At 63.0% G+C, this 18,247-nt stretch carries 16 protein-coding genes; 9 read left to right on the forward strand and 7 right to left on the reverse strand.

Annotated elements, in window-relative coordinates; translation table 11 throughout:
• Nucleotides 1-98: 98 nt before the first annotated feature.
• The 6 genes from soeB to CKO27_RS11835 form a co-directional block, all read right to left on the reverse strand.
• Nucleotides 99-821, reverse strand: coding sequence for a sulfite dehydrogenase subunit SoeB (gene soeB / locus CKO27_RS11810; protein WP_200375096.1), 723 nt, complete (start codon nucleotides 819-821; stop codon nucleotides 99-101).
• A 246-nt stretch (nucleotides 822-1,067) separates the two neighbouring features.
• Nucleotides 1,068-3,965 carry a sulfite dehydrogenase subunit SoeA gene (gene soeA, locus CKO27_RS11815; RefSeq protein ID WP_200375097.1) on the reverse strand — a complete coding sequence of 966 codons (2,898 nt, stop codon included), beginning with the start codon at nucleotides 3,963-3,965 and terminating at the stop codon, nucleotides 1,068-1,070.
• 166 nt (nucleotides 3,966-4,131) lie between these two features.
• Nucleotides 4,132-4,404 (reverse strand): hypothetical protein, encoded by a 273-nt coding sequence (locus CKO27_RS11820; protein WP_200375098.1) that lies wholly within the window; start codon nucleotides 4,402-4,404, stop codon nucleotides 4,132-4,134.
• A 370-nt stretch (nucleotides 4,405-4,774) separates the two neighbouring features.
• Nucleotides 4,775-5,869, reverse strand: coding sequence for a homoserine O-succinyltransferase MetA (metA, locus tag CKO27_RS11825; RefSeq protein ID WP_200375099.1), 1,095 nt, complete (start codon nucleotides 5,867-5,869; stop codon nucleotides 4,775-4,777).
• A gap of 142 nt (nucleotides 5,870-6,011) precedes the next feature.
• Nucleotides 6,012-6,863 carry an ATPase gene (locus CKO27_RS11830; RefSeq protein WP_200375100.1) on the reverse strand — a complete coding sequence of 284 codons (852 nt, stop codon included), beginning with the start codon at nucleotides 6,861-6,863 and terminating at the stop codon, nucleotides 6,012-6,014.
• 135 nt (nucleotides 6,864-6,998) lie between these two features.
• Nucleotides 6,999-8,897, reverse strand: a complete 1,899-nt coding sequence (locus tag CKO27_RS11835) for an ATP-binding cassette domain-containing protein (RefSeq protein WP_200375101.1) — start codon at nucleotides 8,895-8,897, stop codon at nucleotides 6,999-7,001.
• Nucleotides 8,898-9,116: 219 nt separating this feature from the next.
• On the opposite strand from CKO27_RS11835, the gene CKO27_RS11840 reads away from it, so the two are divergent.
• The 9 genes from CKO27_RS11840 to CKO27_RS11880 all read left to right on the forward strand — a co-directional run bounded on the left by CKO27_RS11840 (nucleotide 9,117) and on the right by CKO27_RS11880 (nucleotide 16,442).
• Nucleotides 9,117-9,824: a Crp/Fnr family transcriptional regulator gene (locus tag CKO27_RS11840; protein WP_200375102.1), complete on the forward strand. Its 708-nt coding sequence runs from the start codon at nucleotides 9,117-9,119 to the stop codon at nucleotides 9,822-9,824.
• A gap of 307 nt (nucleotides 9,825-10,131) precedes the next feature.
• The gene (locus CKO27_RS11845; protein ID WP_200375103.1) at nucleotides 10,132-10,551 is read left to right on the forward strand and encodes a DUF6858 family protein; all 420 of its coding nucleotides are present in this window, start codon (nucleotides 10,132-10,134) and stop codon (nucleotides 10,549-10,551) included.
• A 45-nt stretch (nucleotides 10,552-10,596) separates the two neighbouring features.
• Entirely contained in the window at nucleotides 10,597-10,998 is a 402-nt protein-coding gene (locus CKO27_RS11850) for a NifB/NifX family molybdenum-iron cluster-binding protein (RefSeq protein ID WP_200375104.1), read from the forward strand.
• Between the two features lie 310 nt (nucleotides 10,999-11,308).
• A complete protein-coding gene (locus CKO27_RS11855) occupies nucleotides 11,309-12,913 on the forward strand; it encodes a cytochrome ubiquinol oxidase subunit I (RefSeq protein ID WP_200375105.1) in 1,605 nt (534 codons plus the stop codon).
• 15 nt (nucleotides 12,914-12,928) lie between these two features.
• Nucleotides 12,929-14,071 (forward strand): cytochrome d ubiquinol oxidase subunit II, encoded by a 1,143-nt coding sequence (gene cydB, locus CKO27_RS11860; protein ID WP_207280754.1) that lies wholly within the window; start codon nucleotides 12,929-12,931, stop codon nucleotides 14,069-14,071.
• 90 nt (nucleotides 14,072-14,161) lie between these two features.
• Nucleotides 14,162-14,281 carry a cytochrome bd-I oxidase subunit CydX gene (gene cydX / locus CKO27_RS11865; RefSeq protein WP_200375106.1) on the forward strand — a complete coding sequence of 40 codons (120 nt, stop codon included), beginning with the start codon at nucleotides 14,162-14,164 and terminating at the stop codon, nucleotides 14,279-14,281.
• A 167-nt stretch (nucleotides 14,282-14,448) separates the two neighbouring features.
• Nucleotides 14,449-15,012 carry a DUF2878 family protein gene (locus CKO27_RS11870; RefSeq protein WP_200375107.1) on the forward strand — a complete coding sequence of 188 codons (564 nt, stop codon included), beginning with the start codon at nucleotides 14,449-14,451 and terminating at the stop codon, nucleotides 15,010-15,012.
• A gap of 1 nt (nucleotide 15,013) precedes the next feature.
• Nucleotides 15,014-15,802: a DUF1295 domain-containing protein gene (locus CKO27_RS11875; protein WP_200375108.1), complete on the forward strand. Its 789-nt coding sequence runs from the start codon at nucleotides 15,014-15,016 to the stop codon at nucleotides 15,800-15,802.
• A gap of 100 nt (nucleotides 15,803-15,902) precedes the next feature.
• The gene (locus CKO27_RS11880; RefSeq protein ID WP_200375109.1) at nucleotides 15,903-16,442 is read left to right on the forward strand and encodes a lipocalin family protein; all 540 of its coding nucleotides are present in this window, start codon (nucleotides 15,903-15,905) and stop codon (nucleotides 16,440-16,442) included.
• A gap of 76 nt (nucleotides 16,443-16,518) precedes the next feature.
• Here CKO27_RS11880 and xrtD read toward each other — a convergent pair whose 3' ends face one another.
• A complete protein-coding gene (xrtD, locus tag CKO27_RS11885) occupies nucleotides 16,519-18,132 on the reverse strand; it encodes a VPLPA-CTERM-specific exosortase XrtD (RefSeq protein WP_200375110.1) in 1,614 nt (537 codons plus the stop codon).
• Between the last annotated feature and the right edge of the window lie 115 nt (nucleotides 18,133-18,247).

The raw sequence follows: 18,247 nt of genomic DNA on the forward strand, positions 1-18,247 counted from the left end.
GTTGTCAGTTGTCAGTTGTTGGTTACAAGCGCCTGCGCTTGCTGGTGTCGGTGACAGTCGATTCTCAGCGGCGCCATTCTGCCAACTGACAACTTGCCCTACCAAGCCACATCGTCGAGCGTCTCCTCGCCCGTGTAGTCGGTGAGATCTTCCCGGCGCAGTGGGTTATCGACGCGGGTGAGCTCGTCCTGATCGATATGGATGCGGATCTTCTGGCGCGGCAGATAATGATTGGCCGGCTTGGTGCCCCATTCGGGCATGAGCTGATAGCCGCCGCGCTCGCGAATCGCGACCGAGACCTCGGAGTCGGCATCGTGGACATCGCCGAACAGCCGGGCACTGGTCGGACAGGCCAGCACGCAGGCGGGCTTGCGATCGCGCTCGGAGAGCTTGGCGTCGGTGATGCGATCGATGCAGAGGGTGCATTTCTTCATCACCTTCTGCTGCTCGTCGACCTCCCGCGCGCCGTAGGGGCAGGCCCAGGAGCAATATTTGCAGCCGATGCATTTGTCGTAGTCGACCAGCACGATGCCGTTGTCCGGACGCTTGTAGGAGGCGCCGGTCGGGCACACGGGCACGCAGGGCGGCTCCTCGCAATGCAGGCAGCTCTTGGGGAAATGAACCGTCTCGGTATTCGGGAAGGTTCCGACCTCGAACGTCTGCACCCGGTTGAAGAAGGTGCCGGTCGGCGAGCCGTCGTAAGGATTCTGGTCGACCATGGGACCGGCCCACCCGGAGGTGTTCCACTCCTTGCAGGAGGTCACGCAGGCATGACAGCCGACGCAGACATTGAGATCGATGACGAGTGCGAGTTGAGTCATGCTTCAGCCTTCAGGTCGTAGGATGGGTAGAGCGTAGCGAAACCCATCCTCGAAGCTCCCGGACACAAAGATACCAAGGATGGACAAAAGCCCGAGCCCGGCGCCCTGGATACGGCACCGCCGGCCATGCCCATCCCGGCGGCTCCGAGGATTGGAGGATGGGCACGCGCGACAAGCGTCGAGGCTCGACCCCAACACCCACGACGGGGCTTCGCCCATCCCAAGCCGTGGAATCTCATTGGAATCTCATTTCTTGCCGAATACGCCAGCCATGTAGGCCTGCCATTTACCGCGCTTCCTGTCCTGTCCAGGCAGGCGCGGCATCGGCGTGAACTGGGGCGAGGTCACCTCGGGCTCGCTGGGGTCGGCCTTGTAGACACGCACCCGCACGTCGAACCAGGCGGCCTGCCCGGTCACCGGATCGGAATTGGAAAGGTGATCGCCGGCATCGTGGGCGGGCAACTCCTCGGCGATGAGGTGATTGAGCAGAAAGCCCTTGCGCGCCTCGTCCGCCGACGCGCCCAGACCCCAGGCGCCGGCGGCCTTGCCGATCGCGTTCCAGGTCCAGACCGTGCCCGGCTCGACCGCCTCCGAGAATCGGCACATACAGCGCACCCGACCGTGCGGCGACTCGACCCAGATCCAGTCGCCGTCCCCGAAGCCGTTGGCGATACCGACGCTCGGACTCAGGAACAGATAGTTGTGGCTGTGGATCTGGCGCAGCCAGGCGTTCTGGCTATCCCAACTGTGATACATGGCCATCGGACGCTGGGTGAGCGCGTTCAAGGGGTAGCGCCGGGTGTCGGTGAGCTGCGTCTCCAGCGGGTCGTAATGGAAAGGCAAGGGATCGAAGTAGGTCTCGACACGCTGGCGCAGACGATCCGGCGGCTGGCGCCCAGGCCATTTGCCCTGGGCGGCGAGACGAAATTTCTGGAGCACCTCGGAATAGAGATGCAGCGTGATGGGCTCGGCGTAGCGGATCATGCCGTGGGCGCGCGCCCAGTGCAGATAGCCCTTGTTCCAGTTGCGCATGTACTGATAGTTGCGCGGCAGCTCGTGGTGATAGAAGCAGCCGTTCTGGGCGTACATCTCCCACTGACGCGGATTGGGCTCGCCCTTGAGCACCTGATCGCCGCTCTTGCCGCGCCAGCCGGCCAGGAAGCCGATGCCGGAGCCGGGCGAGGTCTCGTAGTTGACGATGAAATCCGGATAGTCGCGGTATTTGCGGCTGCCGTCGGCCTTGACGAAGGCGGGGAGTTTGAGCCGGGAGCCAAGCTCGATCAGGACATCCTGAAACGGCTTGCACTCGCCCTTGGGCGGAAGCACCGGGATACGCACCGCGTCGACCGGGCCGTCGAACTCGGAGATCGGGCGATCGAGCATGGAGAGCGCGTCGTGACGCTCCAGATAGGTGGTATCGGGCAGCACCAGATCGGCGAAGGCGACGGTCTCGGAGGCGAAGGTATCGCACACCACCAGGAAGGGAATCTTGTAGTCCCCGTTCGGATGCTTGTCGACCAGCATCTTGCGCACCTCGACCGTGTTCATGGTCGAGTTCCAGGCCATGTTGGCCATGAACAGCAGCAGGGTGTCGATCGGATAGGGATCGCCGCGCCAGGCGTTGGTGATGACGTTGTGCATCAGGCCATGCACCGAGAGCGGATACTCCCAGGAGAAGGCCTTGTCGATGCGCACCGCCTCGCCATCGGCGTCCACGAACAGATCCTCCGGCTTGGCCGGCCAGCCGAGCGGCAGGCCGTCGAGCGGGGTGTTCGGCTGCACGGCTTCCGGCCCATGCGGCGGCTTGGGACAGGGCGGAATGGGGCGCGGATAGGGCGCCTTGTGCCGGAAGCCGCCGGGGCGATCGATGGTGCCGAGCACCGTCATGAGGATACCCAGCGACCGGATGGTCTGGAAACCGTTGGAGTGCGCCGCCAGACCGCGCATGGCGTGAAAGGCGACCGGGTTGCCGGTCACGGACTCATGCTCGTTGTCCCAGCAGTCGGTCCACTTGATGGGCAGCTCGATCTTCTGATCGCGCGCCGTGACGCCCATCTCGTGCGCCAGACGGCGGATGGTCTCGGCTGGGATACCCGTGATGGGCGCCGCCCACTCCGGGGTGTACTGCTCGACGCGCTCCTTGAGGAGTTGGAACGAGGGCTTGACCGGGGTGCCGTCCGGCAGGGTGTAGCTGCCCATCAGCCGCGGATCGGCGCCCGGCGTGTGGGTGCTGATGGGACCGTCGATGTCACGATCCCACCAGAGCTTGTTCTGGGGATCGAAGCAGCCTTCCTCGACATGCATCTCGGCCCGGTAGAAGAGACCGTGATCCGCGCGACTCTCATCGTCCACCACCAGTTCCGCGGCATTGGTGTACTGGACAAGGAATTCGCGGTCGTAGAGGCCCTTGCTCAGGATCTCGTGCGTGATGGCCAGGATCAGGGCGCCGTCGGTGCCGGGCTTGATCGGTACCCATTCGTCCGCGATCGCGGAATAGCCGGTGCGGATGGGGTTGATGGAGATGAAACGACCGCCGCGCCGCTTGAACTCGGAGATGGCGATCTTGAGCGGGTTGGAGTGGTGATCCTCCGCCGTGCCGATCATCACGAAGAGCTTGGCGCGCTCCAGGTCCGGTCCGCCGAACTCCCAGAAGGAGCCGCCGATGGTATAGATGAGTCCGGCCGCCATGTTGACCGAGCAGAATCCGCCATGAGCCGCGTAGTTCGGCGTGCCGAACTGCTTGGCGAACATGCCGGTCAGGGCCTGCATCTGGTCGCGGCCGGTGAAGAGCGCGAACTTCTTGGGATCCTCGGCGCGCAGCCTGGCGAGACGCTCGGTCAACATACCGAAGGCTTCGTCCCAGGAAATGACCTCGAAGGCGCTCTCGCCGCGCTCGGCGCCGGCCTTGCGCCGCAGGGGCTGGGTGATCCGCCCCGGCGAGTACTGCTTCATGATCCCCGAGCTGCCCTTGGCGCAGATCACGCCCTTGTTCAGCGGATGGTTGGGGTTACCGTCGATGTAGCGGACCTCGCCGTCACGCAGATGCACGCGGATGCCGCAGCGACAGGCGCACATGTAACAGGTCGTCTCCTTGACCTCGACTCGGCCGACAGTGCTGTCCGAGTGGCTGACTGGGTCCTGCATGGGGTGGCACCTTTGACGGGATGGCGACGGGACAATCGCCACATTCTAATATTCAGGCCACCGATGTTTCAAACCCGATCAATAGTAGACATTGATTTAGACCGGACATCCGGACAAAAAGAAGGGCCGCGAACGGCCCTTACCGGAGGAGGGATCAACGCACCGATCAGGCGGCGGCATACCCGGCCGGCAGCCAGGCGCTCAACCGCTCGCGTTCCTGCTTGATATCGACGGTGAAGAAGTGATTCAGCACCTCGAGTGCCTCGGTCAAATCCTCGCAGGGCCACTCGTTGGTCACGGTGCGGCAGGTCCAGTCCTCGACATGGAAGCAGCAGTGACCACCCTTGGCGGCACCCTCGGCGTCGAAACGGAGCCGATAACCTGTAGATGTTTTCGGATCCCACTTATAACGGATCGCATTTTCGCTTGATTCGAACATGTCCTGGCCTTCGTATCGCAATCGAGTTCAAGAAGACGGCCGTCCCACCTCAAATGCCGCCGGAGCTGCCTGCCGTAATCCCGACGAGTCAGTCACACAACAAGGACTGTCTCATTTAGGCTGCATGCTGCATCTCATGGCCTAATTCTAGTACATGGATGCAACAAACAACAACCTCCGTTCGCGGCGATTTTGTGCAAAAAACGTGATGCATTAATAAGATTTAAGAATCCCGGCATAGAGCTAGGGAATTAGCGCGCGGACCAGCCCCGAAAAAAGTTCCATTTTCACAACAAAAGGCATTGACGGGGAAGCTTCGAACGCCCTTGCAAACCCGATTTCAACCAGCGGCATCGAGTCCAGGGCTTGCCTATGACCAAGGTGTGGCGTCTTTACCCATGCCGAGCCCCAGCGGATCGTCCGGGTCGACGCCCGACATGAAGGTGCGCGTCCGTTCGTTGTTGGTGACCTGATAAACCAGGCCCATCCAGTTGCCGATGACGCCTTCCGCCGTGTCGTGCCAGGTGTTGTGCAGTCCGGCCGTGATGAGCCGCTCCGGAAACAGGGGCGGCTCTCGCCCCTGCTCCAGGGCCGCGAGGATGTGACCGCGATGCTCGTCAAGAATGGCGCGCGCCTGTAACCCGAAATAGCTGTCCGGGAAGGGCGGATAGTCGCGCCGCGCGCCGACGATGAAACGCTTGATCTCGCGCTTGTATTCCTTGAGCAGGGAAATGGTGTCGTACTCGGGATGCCCCTGGAAAAAGACCTGCCGGAACCCGTCGGGACTAACCGCGAGATGAACGCCGGCCTCGGCGCTCTCGGCCAGCACATGCAGACCCGCGGACAGGAACTGGTCGTGGCTGATATCGTTGAACCGGGAGTGCGGAACGTCGAAGCGGGTGTTGACGTCGCCCACCAGCGGATGCCCGTGCGCGACCACCCAATGCGGAAAAACGCCCCAACGCTTCGCGGGCAGCGGTTGGCGGCACTGACCATAGCGGAACTGCATCACCGCGTGGGTCGCGAGACAGGAGCAGAGGGTGGAGCAGACATTCGCGTGAGCCCAATCGACGACCTCGATCAAGGGCTCCCAGAACGGCTCCCGAGACAGATCCGGACCGGTCACGTTGGCGCCCGTGATGATGAGCGCGTCCAGCCCCTCGGCGCGGATCCGCTCGAAGGGCGCATAGTAACGCTCGATGTGGGCGCGCGCCTCGGGACCGCGCTCCAGGCTGCTCAAACTGAAGGGATGGACATAGAACTGGGCGATCTGATTGCTCTCGCCGATCAGCCGGAAGAACTGCCGCTCGGTCGCCGACAGGGCCGTATCCGGCATCATGTTGAGCAGACCGATGTGCAGCTCGCGGATGTCCTGATGGAGCGCCAGATCCGGGTCGAGAATCTGCTGTCCCTCCTCGCGCAGGCGGGCGAAGGTGGGCAGGTCGTTATGGGCGACGATAGGCATGGGTTGTCGGCGTTGTCAGTTGTCAGTTGTCAGTTGTCAGTTGTCAGTTGTCAGTTGTCAGTTGTCAGCTGTCAGTTGTCAGGGAGAGTTTGAGCTGGGGTTTGGCGAATTCCAGGGGCACCGCCCCGGCTGACGTGACACCTCAGGCGGCTTCGCTTCGCTCGATCGCCGTCTCGATGAGTTCGAGAAAATCCCGCTCGTCACGCACCCGTGCGGCGTCCTCGGAGGAGACGGTGTAGCCGTGCGGGCGGGCGATCGCCTCGTAACGCGGAACCCGTGAATGGAAAAGCCGGGGAAAGACCCAGCGGGTGAAGTCGTCCGGATCGATCTCGGCCACGTAGCTCAGTCGGTTCAGTTCCAGATAGTCCTTGACCGCGACTTGCAGGAAGTCGGGCCGGTAATAGAGCGGCTTGGGGTCGGCCTGGGCGCGCTGGATCAGCTTGATCTCGTCCGCCTCCGGCACCCGGATGTAAAGAATCAGGCTGTGCTGGGCGAGCATCTCGATGACGCGCGGCTCCTCCAGTTCGCAGAGACTGCCGCCGACGTCGTTGACCAGATGGGCGTAGCTGTAGATCTCCTGGGCCTTGCGCACGAATTCCGGCAGGTCGAGCATGGCCGCGATCTCGGCCTCGCGATAGAGCGCCTGACGGCGGCTGAATTCATCCAGCGGCAGACCGCCCAGCTCGGGATTGCCGAGCTTGCCGATGAAGCTCAGGACCGGTCCCAGGTCGTGGATCTTGATGATGTTGCGGATGGTGATCCAGTCCTTGCGCAGCAGCTCGCGCAGGAAGGTATCGCGCATGGCGCGCGCCTTGATGAGATCCAGGATCGGCTCGTCGAGGTAGCGGGTGCCGATGCGATAGTCGCCCGAGTAATGGAACCAGTCGCTGCGGCGCAGCATCGCCGAGAGATAGGTCTTGCCGACCCCGGACATGCCGAGCAGGGTCACGCATTTGTGCTTCCAGGCGCGAAATTCCTCGACCGTGAACTTCAAGATCCGCACTCCACAATGACTGACGAGGCCGCGCCCCGGACCGCCCGCGCGCCGAGCGGCGCGCGAGCCATGAATCGATCCCGGATCTTAATGCAGCCCCCACATCCATGACCACCGACACGCGAGGCGCGGTCGTCATTCCCTGGCGGCCAGCGCCTCCCAGCGGGCATAGGCGGCCTCAAGGGCGGCGTCGACCTCTTCCAGCTTCGTCCTGACCTTGACGGCCTCGCCGCCGTCCGCCTGATAGAGCGCGGGATCGGCCAGGCGTCCGTGCAGTTCCGCCTGCTCCAGCTCCAGCGACTCGATCCGCGCCGGCAGCTCGGCCAGTTCGCGGGTCTCCTTGTAGCTCAGCTTGTCCGAGCCGCGCTTGGGCTTGGCCGACTCCGGCTCCTGACCGACCTGGCGGGCCGGAGGTTTGGCCGTTGGCGGCTCGGCGGGTCGGGGACGCTGCGCGAGCCAGTCCTCGTAGCCGCCGACATAGTCGTTGACCCGTCCATCGCCCTCGAAGACCAGCGTGCTGGTCACGACATTGTCCAGCAGGGCGCGATCGTGGCTGACCAACAGCAGGGTGCCGCTGTACTTCACCAGCAGTTCCTCCAGCAGTTCGAGCGTCTCGGTATCCAGGTCGTTGGTGGGCTCGTCGAGCACCAGCAGATTGGCCGGGCGGGTGAAGAGCTTGGCCAGCAGCAGCCGGTTGCGCTCGCCGCCGGAGAGCGCCTTGACCGGCTGACGGGCGCGCTCGGGGGTGAAGAGAAAATCCTTGAGATAGGAGAGAACGTGACGGCTGGAGCCCTCGATCTCGATCTGATCGCTGCCACCGGCCACGTTGTCCCAGACCGTCTTCTCGGGGTCGAGCTGGGCGCGCATCTGATCGAAATAGGCGACCTGGAGATTGGTTCCGCGCTGGATGCGCCCCTGCTGGGGCTCCAGTTCGCCGAGCAGCAGCTTGAGCAGGGTGCTCTTGCCGATGCCGTTGGGTCCGATGATACCGATCTTGTCGCCGCGCAGAATCAGTGTGCTGAACTCCCGGATGACCGGCGCGCCGCCCCAGCCATGGGTCACGCCCTCGGCCTCGGCCACCAGTTTCCCGGAGCGATCCGCCGCACTCACGCGGATGCGCGCCGAGCCCTGAAGTTCGCGGCGCTCGCGGCGTTCGTCGCGCATGGATTCGAGCGCCCGCACCCGGCCTTCGTTACGGGTGCGACGGGCCTTGATGCCCTGCCGGATCCAGACCTCCTCCTCCGCCAGCCGACGGTCGAACTGGTCGGCGGCCTGGGCCTCGGCGTGCAGACGCTCCTCGCGTCGGCGCAGATAATTGGCATAGTCGCCTGGCCAGTCGGTGAGGCGTCCGCGATCCAGTTCCAGGATCCGGGTCGCGACCCGTTGCAGGAAGCGCCGGTCATGGGTCACGAACAGCAGCGCGCCGGGGAAGCCGACCAGGAATTCCTCCAGCCAGGCGATGGTCTCGATGTCCAGATGGTTGGTGGGCTCGTCGAGCAACAGCAGATCGGGTTCGATGACCAGGGCGCGCGCGAGCAGCACCCGCCGCTGGAGACCGCCGGAGAGCGCCTTGAAATCGGCCTCGGCGTCCAGCCCGAGGCGCGAGATCACCTGCTCGGTGCGCTGCTCGATCTCCCATCCGCCCTGATCGTCCAGTTGATGCTGAATATGCGCGAGCCGGGCCAGATCCTCCTCCGAGGCGTTCGCCCCCAGTGCGTGCGAGCGCCGGAAATATTCCCGCGCCAGCTCGCCCAACTCGCCCAAACCGGACGCCACGACCTCGAAGACCGAGGCGTCCTGCCCTTTGGGAACCTCCTGGGCCAGACGGCCGATCCGCACGCCCTGCCCCGCCCGCACCTGACCGCTGTCCGCCTGAACCTCGCCATCGATGATGCGCAGCAGGGTGGATTTTCCGGTCCCGTTGCGTCCGATCAGACAGATCCGCTCGCCGCGCTCGATCGCGAACGAGACCTCATCGAGCAGGGGTGGCTGGCCGTAGGAGAGGCCGATCGCATCAAGGCTAAGCAAAGTCATGAATCTTCCTGGGGAATCTCGGAGGACGGGAGGGGTCCGAGGTTGACGCCGCCGCGCGGAGCCGGGCTTTCCACCCGGTCTGGCGGGGCGAAATCTTGCGGGATTGTCATTTCTCAATGACATCTCGATACAAGGCCGCCCAGCCCGTCAACTTCGATTAATATTGTATCTTTGAGCGGCTTGATGGCTCGATTGGTTTAGGAATCCACTCAAACACCGATGACGAAAACAATCTCACTCCGCGAGGCTTGGTCCGGCGAGGCCAAGTGCATGAATTGCTCGCTACGGACCTCCGTGCTCTTCGCCGGGCTTCGGGAAGTGGATTTCGAACACATCCATGATCCGATCGATCAGTTCACATTGACACCGGGCTCCCACCTCTACCTCGCCGGCGACGCCGGCGAGCACATGTTCACCGTCCGCAGCGGGGTTCTGAAGCTGGTTCAGTATCTCCCCGATGGCAGCCAGCGGATCGTGCGCATCGCGCGTTCCACCGACGTGCTCGGGCTCGAGTCGCTCCTAGATGACCGCTATCAGCACGACGCCGTCGCCCTGCAGGTGACCGAGGTCTGCCGCTTTCCCGCCCGCCTGGTGCGCGATCTCGGCCGCGAGAACCCGGCGCTGCACCGCGAACTCATGTCCCGCTGGCAGCGCGCCCTGACCGAAGCGGATGCCTGGCTCACCGAGCTCTCGACCGGCTCCGCCCGGCAGCGCGTCGCGCGCTTGCTGCTGCGTCTGGTGCGCGACCGCGCGACCAGCGAGTGCCAACTCTTCAGCCGCGAGGATATGGGCGCCATGCTCGGCGTCACGACCGAGACGGCCAGCCGAACCATCGCCGAGTTCAAGCGACAAGCTTTGCTGGTGGAGACCACACCCAATCTCTTCCTGCTCGACATTCCCAATCTGCGACGGATCGCCGAGGATTGAGGTTGATTCACGAGTTCCCGCGCCACTGAGCGAACATCCGGGAGCGGGTGATCGGCCGGCAACTCATTCTCGGTCCGGACGTTGATCGATTTCAATGCCAGCTACCCGGCCCGATCACTAATCTTGCTTTATTCCGTCGCCTAAGGTCGCGATTCCAACGATCTTGGCGGGATTCATGACCCAGTAGACCACCGAGCCGCACCGATCCCGCGTCACGGTTTCATCTCGCAGTCAAGGCCATGGCTTTACTCTTGACGCTGAGGCCGAAACAGCCAATCAGCGACCTACCGCCGATGGAGCCCGCTCGATGAAACAGACCCTATCCCTTGCCGAATATCCGATCTACTGCCTGGAAATCGCGCGCGACGAGACCAGTTTCGACTCGGTCGACGCCATCTGCGGTTATTTCAGGGCCTGCATCGAGGCGCATCGCGCGGCCGTCTTCATCGCCGAGTTCGATCACTACGCGCACACCAAGGGTCTGCCGGAGGGACACATCGGGGAGGGAATCCACGCGGCGCGGAACCTGGTCTTCTGCTTCGGCATATCCCTGCCAAAACCCGAGATGCTCGCTTTCCGTCCACGCTCGATCGGCATCGCCGAGACCGATGAAGGCTTTCTCGTCACCTTCATGGAAACACCCATGCCGGTGGCCAACTCCGTCATGGAGGACTGGGCCTCGGGGTTGTGCAAGGCGCCGCAAGAGGTGCCGTGCAAGGCGGCCTGAGACGACGGACGTTACCCTTCGCCAACACCCGCCACGGAGCACCCGATGCGCATTGCCGTCACCAGCCAGAATTTTCGCACCATCACCGGACATGCCGGCAAGACCCGGCGTTTTCTCATTCTCGAGGCGGATGGCCGAGAGGCCCCGCTCGAGGTCGAGCGCCTGGACCTGCCCGCGCACATGTCGCTGCACGACTACCACGGGGATGATCATCCACTGTTCATGATGAATCTGGACGCCATCCTGACCCAGGGCGCCGGCCGGGGCTTCGTCGAACGTCTGGCCCGCCACGGCATCGCGGTCCATGCCACCAGCGCCACCGATCCGCTGAGCGCCGCGGCAGACCTCGCCGCCGGACGTCCGCTGCCCGTCGCCGCCCCGCACGATGAGAATCACGATCACGGCCATGCGCCAGGCCAGGTCCAACTCCGGATCAAGCCGACCTGATCGGTCGAGAATCCAGCTCATGACCGCGCTCCGGCGGGTTTACTCGCCGCGTGGCGTCTTGAAGCGATCAAACCACCCTCGCCGATCGCGGTCGCTCGCCCAACATCCACTGATGGGCCTATCGAAATAATTGGATCGGCAACTTGCGTTTGCCCATTCCTGAGAAGCCCGATCCGGTTTAGTCTCTCGCGACTGGCGAGGCTCGCCGGTTCGTCCCGCGCTCGCGGTCCGGGCCGCTTCTCCCATCGAGTCGGACGCCTCTGTTTAAACCATCCGTGCCTCCAAGTACCGGATTTCAGGAGACTCGCTCATGCTCGACAGCACCATGGTCGAACTCTCGCGATGGCAGTTCGCCATCACGGCCTTGTATCACTTTCTCTTCGTTCCCCTGACCCTGGGGCTTGCCTGGATCCTAGTGATCATGGAAAGCGTCTATGTCATGACCGGCCGCGAGATCTACCGGGACATGACCAAGTTCTGGGGCAAGCTCTTCGGCATCAACTTCGCCCTTGGGGTCACGACCGGGCTGACCATGGAGTTCCAGTTCGGAACCAACTGGGCCTACTACAGCCATTACGTGGGCGACGTCTTCGGCGCACCGCTCGCGATCGAGGGCCTCATGGCCTTCTTCCTAGAATCCACCTTCATCGGTCTGTTCTTTCTCGGTTGGGAACGGCTCTCCAAGCGCCAGCATCTGACGGTCACCTTCCTGACCGCCGTGGGCTCGAACCTCTCGGCGCTCTGGATCCTGATTGCCAACGGCTGGATGCAGAACCCGGTCGGCTCGGAGTTCAGCTTCGAGACCATGCGCATGGAGATGACCAGCTTCTCCGAACTCCTGCTCAACCCGGTCGCCCAGGTGAAGTTCGTCCACACGGTCGCCGCCGGCTATGTCACGGCCTCCATGTTCGTGCTCGGCATCAGTGCCTGGTACATGCTCAAGGGACGGGATCTCGCCTTCGCCAAACGGTCGTTCTCGGTGGCGGTCGGGTTCGGGCTGGCCTCGATCCTCTCGGTTATCCTGCTTGGCGACGAGTCCGGCTATGAGGTCGGCGACGTGCAGCGCGTCAAGCTGGCGGCGATCGAGGCCGAATGGGAGACCGAGCCGGCCCCCGCCGGCTTCACCATCTACGGCCGTCCGAGCAACGAGGACGAGGAGACCCACGACGCGATCAAGATCCCCTGGGCGCTCGGTCTGATCGCCACCCGCTCGCTGGATACCGAGGTCAAGGGGCTGAAGGATCTGATGGTCGAGCATGAGGTCCGCATCCGTAGCGGCATGATCGCCTACCAGTATCTGGAGCGCCTGCGCGGCGGCGAGGATACGCCGGACAACCGTGCGGTCTTCGAGGACCACAAAGACGACTTGGGCTATGGTCTGCTGCTCAAGCCCTATACCGAGAACCCAGCGCAGGCGACCGAGGAGCAGATCCAGCTCGCGGTCAAGGACTCGATTCCCCAGGTGGCTCCGCTCTTCTGGAGCTTCCGGATCATGGTCGGCGCCGGTGTCTGGATGCTGTTGCTGCTGGTGCTCGGCTTCTACTACAACGCCAAGCGGGTCATTCAGGAAAAACGCTGGCTGCTGCGGCTGTTCCTCTACAGCATCCCGGTGCCCTGGATCGCGGTCGAGACCGGTTGGTTCGTCGCCGAGTTCGGGCGTCAACCCTGGGCCATCGGCGAGGTGTTGCCGACCAGCATCGCGACGTCCAGCCTGACCGCCAACGACGTCATCATCAGTCTGTCCGGCTTTATCCTCTTCTACACGGTGCTCTTGATCATCGAGATGTTCCTCATGTTCAAGTTCGCGCGCCTGGGACCAAGCTCGCTGCATACCGGACGCTATCACCACGAGTGCGAAACCGCTCACGCGGGTGGCATGTCACCGGCGACCGCTCCGCAGAAACAGGCCGACTAGCCCGGAGGCTGAATCATGATTCTTGACTACGAAACGCTGAAATTCGTCTGGTGGGTGCTGGTGGGGGTGCTCTTCATCGGCTTCGCGGTGACCGACGGCCTGGACATGGGGGTCGGCGCCCTGCTGCCCTTCCTCGGCAAGAACGACGTCGAGCGGCGCGTCATCATCAACACCGTCGGTCCGCACTGGGACGGCAACCAGGTGTGGTTGATCACGGCCGGCGGCGCCATCTTCGCCGCCTGGCCGCTGGTCTATGCCACGGCCTTCTCGGGCTTTTATTTCGCCATGCTGCTGGCGCTCTTCGCGCTCTTCTTCCGACCGGTCGGCTTCGACTACCGGAGCAAGATCGCCGATCCGCGCTGGCGCAACGCCTGGGATTGGGGACTCTTCGTCGGCGGCGCGGTGCCGGCGCTGGTGTTCGGCATCGCCTTCGGTAACCTGCTGCAAGGCGTGCCCTTCCATCTGGATGACCTGCTCCGTCCCTACTACAGCGGCGGCTTCTTCGGGCTGCTGAACCCCTTCGCGCTGCTCGCCGGCGTGATCAGTCTCGGCATGCTGATCACGCATGGCGCGATCTGGCTGCAACTGCGCACCTGCGAGCCGATCGCCACGCGGGCTCGGGTGGTGGCGAAGAAGGCCGGACTGGTGACCATCGTCGCCTTCGCGCTGGCCGGGGTCTGGATGAGCTTCGGCGTCGATGGCTATCGGGTGGTCAGCATGCCGCCCTTCGACGCGACGCCCAACCCGCTGACCAAGGAGGTGGTGAAGGAGGCCGGCGCCTGGCTGGCGAACTATGGCGCCTATCCCTGGACGCTGCTCTTCCCGCTTCTGGGATTCGGCGGTTTCGGGCTGGCCATTCTGGGGTCCATGTCGAACCGCGCCGGACTGGCGCTCGCCGCCAGCAGTCTCGGCCTGACCGGCATCATCATGACCGCCGGCGCGGCCATGTTCCCGTTCATCATGCCGTCGAGCACCAACCCCAACAGCAGCCTGATCGCCTGGGATTCGGTCTCCAGCCACCTGACGCTGACGGTGATGTTCTGGGCCGCGGTCATCTTCGTGCCGCTGATCCTCGCCTACACCACCTGGACCTACACCAAGATGTGGCGCCGAGTGACGGTGGAGGAGATCGAGTCGCAGGATCACCTGGCTTACTGAGTCAAGCGGATGTAGCCGGCTGGCCGGCACCTGCCTCACGGGGCAAGGACCGGCCAGCCTCCTCAACCATCGAATCGAGAGGAACAAGCCATGTGGTATTTCTCCTGGATCCTCGGCGTTCTGCTCGCGCTCGCCTTCGGCATCATCAACGTGATGTGGTATGAGTCCGAGCAGTGCCAGGGCAGCACGGACGACAACCAGCCGTCCTGACCCCTTGACCGGATAGCCCGGATAGCAACGAACAACGCGGCTCAAGGCCGCGTTGTTCGTTCTGGTTTCGCCCCAGGACCACGCAAGCCGGACGCGCCCTGGCCTTGCATCCGGATCGGCGCGGCATCAATTGAGTGGTTCGCCTGAATCCTTTGATCGGTTGAGCCGTGCCCCAAATCCTCACGAATCTGATCGCCTTCCAGCTCGCCTGGTTCGCTTGCGTGCTGGGTGGCGCGCACCACTGGCCCTGGCTGGGGGTCATCGTCGCCGTCCTGGTCGTCGCCCTGCGTCTCCTTCAGTCGCCCAAACCCCAAACGGAGGCCGTCATGATCCTCGCCGTGGGCCTCATCGGCGCGGCCTGGGACAGCCTGCTGGTACGCCTGGGCTTTCTGAGTTACCCATCCGGCATGCTCCTGCCCTGGCTGGCCCCCATCTGGATCATCGCCATGTGGCTCGCCTTCGCGACGACCCTGAACGTCTCGCTCGGCTGGTTGAAAGGACGCTGGTACCTGGCCAGCCTCTTCGGCGCCATCGGTGGACCGCTCGCCTACTACGCGGGAAACCGTTTGGGTGGCGTGAGCTTCCCGGACACGCTGGTGGCGATGACGGTTCTCGCGGGCGGCTGGTCGTTCCTGATGCCGCTGACCGCCTGGATCGCCGAGCGTCTCGACACCCGAGCCTGGGCCGTCGGCGCCGATCCGCGATCATCCAATCTCAAGGGAGCCTCGTGAGATGTTTGACCTCGATCTCTATCTGACCGCCCTGGGCCTGGCTCTGGGTCTTGGGCTGGCCGGTTGGCTGGTCAGCCTTCCGATCCGGAACGTGGGTTTCGTCGACTCGCTCTGGTCGCTCTTCTTCCTGGCCATGGCGGCGGTCTATATCTTTCTCGCGCCGGAACCAGTCACCCGCGCCTGGCTGGTCCTGGGTCTGGTGGCGATCTGGGCGATTCGGCTGTCGTTCCATATCACGCGCCGCAACCTCGGACAGGCGGAAGACCACCGCTATCAGGCGATTCGGGCCAACAACGACCCCGGTTTCTGGTGGAAAAGCCTCTATATCGTCTTCGGTTTGCAGGCCGTGCTGGCCTGGATCATCTCGCTGCCGCTGTTGGCCGCCATGCGCGCCACCGGCGAGTTGGGATGGATCGACGCCCTGGCCTTGTCACTCTGGCTGATTGGCTTCTATTTCGAAGCCTTGGGAGACAAACAACTCGCCGACTTCAAGGCCGAGCCGGAGAATCAGGGTCGCGTCATGGACCAGGGGCTCTGGCGCTACACCCGACACCCCAACTACTTCGGCGAGGCCTGCATCTGGTGGGGCTATTTCCTCTTCGCGCTCGCCGCCGGCGGTTGGTGGACTCTCCTCTCCCCCATTCTCATGACCTTCCTGCTGCTGCGGGTCTCCGGCGTCGCCCTGCTAGAAAAGGACATCGCCGAGCGACGGCCCGGCTATCGTGACTATGTACGACGCACCAACGCCTTCTTTCCCGGACCACCCCGGCGGTCACGACAGGAAGCCTGATGAACCAATGACCGAAGCTTCGCCCGGCCAATGGCCCCGGCCCGGTCCGCCCCCTCGCGGGGCGCCCATCCTCAATCGTCCCCGAGAGTCCACGCACCCAATGAAACGTCTGATTTATCTTTCCATCATCCTATCCCTGCTCGCACTGACGAGCGCCTGCACCGAGGAAGGCGACCCACCAATGGACACAGTCAAGCACGTCGACATCCAACGCTTCATGGGCGATTGGTACGTCATCGCCAATATCCCGACCTTCGTCGAGAAAGGCGCCCACAATGCCATCGAATCCTATGCATTGAATGAAGACGGGACCATCGCCACCACCTTCACCTTCAACAAGGACGCCTTCGATGGGCCTCGGAAGGAACATCACCCCACCGGCTTCATCCGCGACACCAGCACCAATGCCCTCTGGGGCATGCAATTCATCTGGCCCTTCAAGGCCGATTTCCGCATCGTCTGGCTGGAGCCGGATTATGGAATCACCGTGATCGCCCGCGAGAAACGCGACTACGTCTGGATCATGGCCCGCGGACCCGAGATCGAAGCGGCGAAATACGAGGAAATTCTCGCCTTCATTGGCGGGCTTGGCTACGACGTCGGCCAGATACAGAGGGTGCCGCAGCGCTGGCCAGGCTGAGCGGGCACTACCGGCATCAGGGAGCACCGACATCCTGTCGGTGCTTCCGGAAACGTCCAGGATCAAGGCCTCCGGTTCACTCCGGAATAAAGCGCTGAAGCGGCCCCGCGATCATATTGATGAAATCCGACAAGAGCGCATCCAACTCGGCCACGTCCGCGCCCACCGGAACCGGCGTCGTCACCCTCACCAAGGCACCGTCGGTCCGGTGACGTGTCATCGCATCCCAGAACAGGAACCACTTCACCAGGTATTCATTGGTCATCATCCGACCACGCTGCTGGAACCAGTAATAAACCAGCAGGCGCTCATCGCCCATCTGAATCAGCGAACGATTGACCGATAACCGCCGGTCGCCGATCCCAGGCCCCTTGATCTCTCGCTGCGAGAGTTCCTGAATACGCCAGCCCCCACCCGGCAGACAGCTTTTCGGCGAGTGTACGGACGCACCCTTACGCTGCGAGGCGTAATAGGCGACATAAAGATTGATCTGCCCGCCCGTCGCGTTCCTATAATCCGACAACAGATAGTCATCGAACTTGAGCGCGTCGACATACTGCTTTTCAAGCTGATCGACCCGGCCCCGCCAGTCACCCATCGCGCCCGGAAAAAAGACGAACTCTGGGCGTTCCGGAATGATCTCCTCGCGCGGCGGCGCCATCTGCGAGACCACCGCCACCACAAGCAGGACCGGCAGCACCGCGATGAATGAAACCGGAACACGTCGGTAGACCAGGTTCACCGCCGAGGGAAGCGGCGGCGGGCCATCGATCGAGAAGGCATCGGCGAGCGGCATTCGATTCCGCCCCAAGCGCGCAAGCAGGGCCATTTCCAGCACCAGCAAGGCCGCGCACGACATGAAGACGATCCAGCCCTCGAAATCGTGCAAAAACCCCTCCGCCATGCCGATGCCTTGATAATTCACCAAAACGCCGATCACACCGATCCGAAAACTGTTCATCAACACCGTGATCGGCAGGGTCGAGAGAAACAGCACGACCTTCTTCCACATGGCCCCTCGAAAGAGCACGGCCGCGATGAACCCCAAGGCCGTCAGTGGAAAGAGATAACGCAAACCGCTACAAGCCTCGACGACCTGCAACTGATAGTTCCCCAAATCGATGACATTGCCTTCCAGAAACACCGGAATGCCGAACAGACGTATCACGGCGACGCCCAACTCGGAGGATATCAATTGCAACTGCGATGACAGATTGTTGTATAAAAAATTCGGCAGGGGCACGGTAAAGAACAGCAGGACATAGGCCGGCAGAATCAGCCGAAAGGCCCTGATTCCCATGAAGGACAAGAGGAGCCCCCCAAGCGTGATGAGGAGGCCATACTGGATCACCGTATAGAGGGTTCCAAGCTCACCGGCCACGTAGACGAATAGACCGAAAAAGGTAACCAACACCCCCAACCAACTCGTCTCGAACGGCATCCGAGCCAAGAGGGTCGACTTCTGCCAGACGAGAAAGGCCGCGACCAGTGGAAGCATATAGCCGTGGCTGTACTCCTCCCGCTCCCAGGCCGCGAGCATGCCCGCCAACCCATCGCGAAAGATGCCCACCACTAACCCGACCGCCAAGGCCACAAGGAGCCAATGCCAGGGACGAAACCGACCCACCCACGGCTTATCGTCCGCGACGTCCCGCGCCCGCGAAGTCACTTCCACTGTTATTTCAGACATGACCGACCCTCGCTTAATCCAGGCGCGGATTGTCGACCGGATCACTATCCTTGTCGACAGGATCGGTCGGGCCGCGCGGGTCGATGAGCCATCTCGGCGGACTTTTCATCGGGCC

This window comes from Thiocystis violacea, assembly GCF_016583575.1.
GTDB classification, from domain to species: domain Bacteria; phylum Pseudomonadota; class Gammaproteobacteria; order Chromatiales; family Chromatiaceae; genus Thiocystis; species Thiocystis violacea.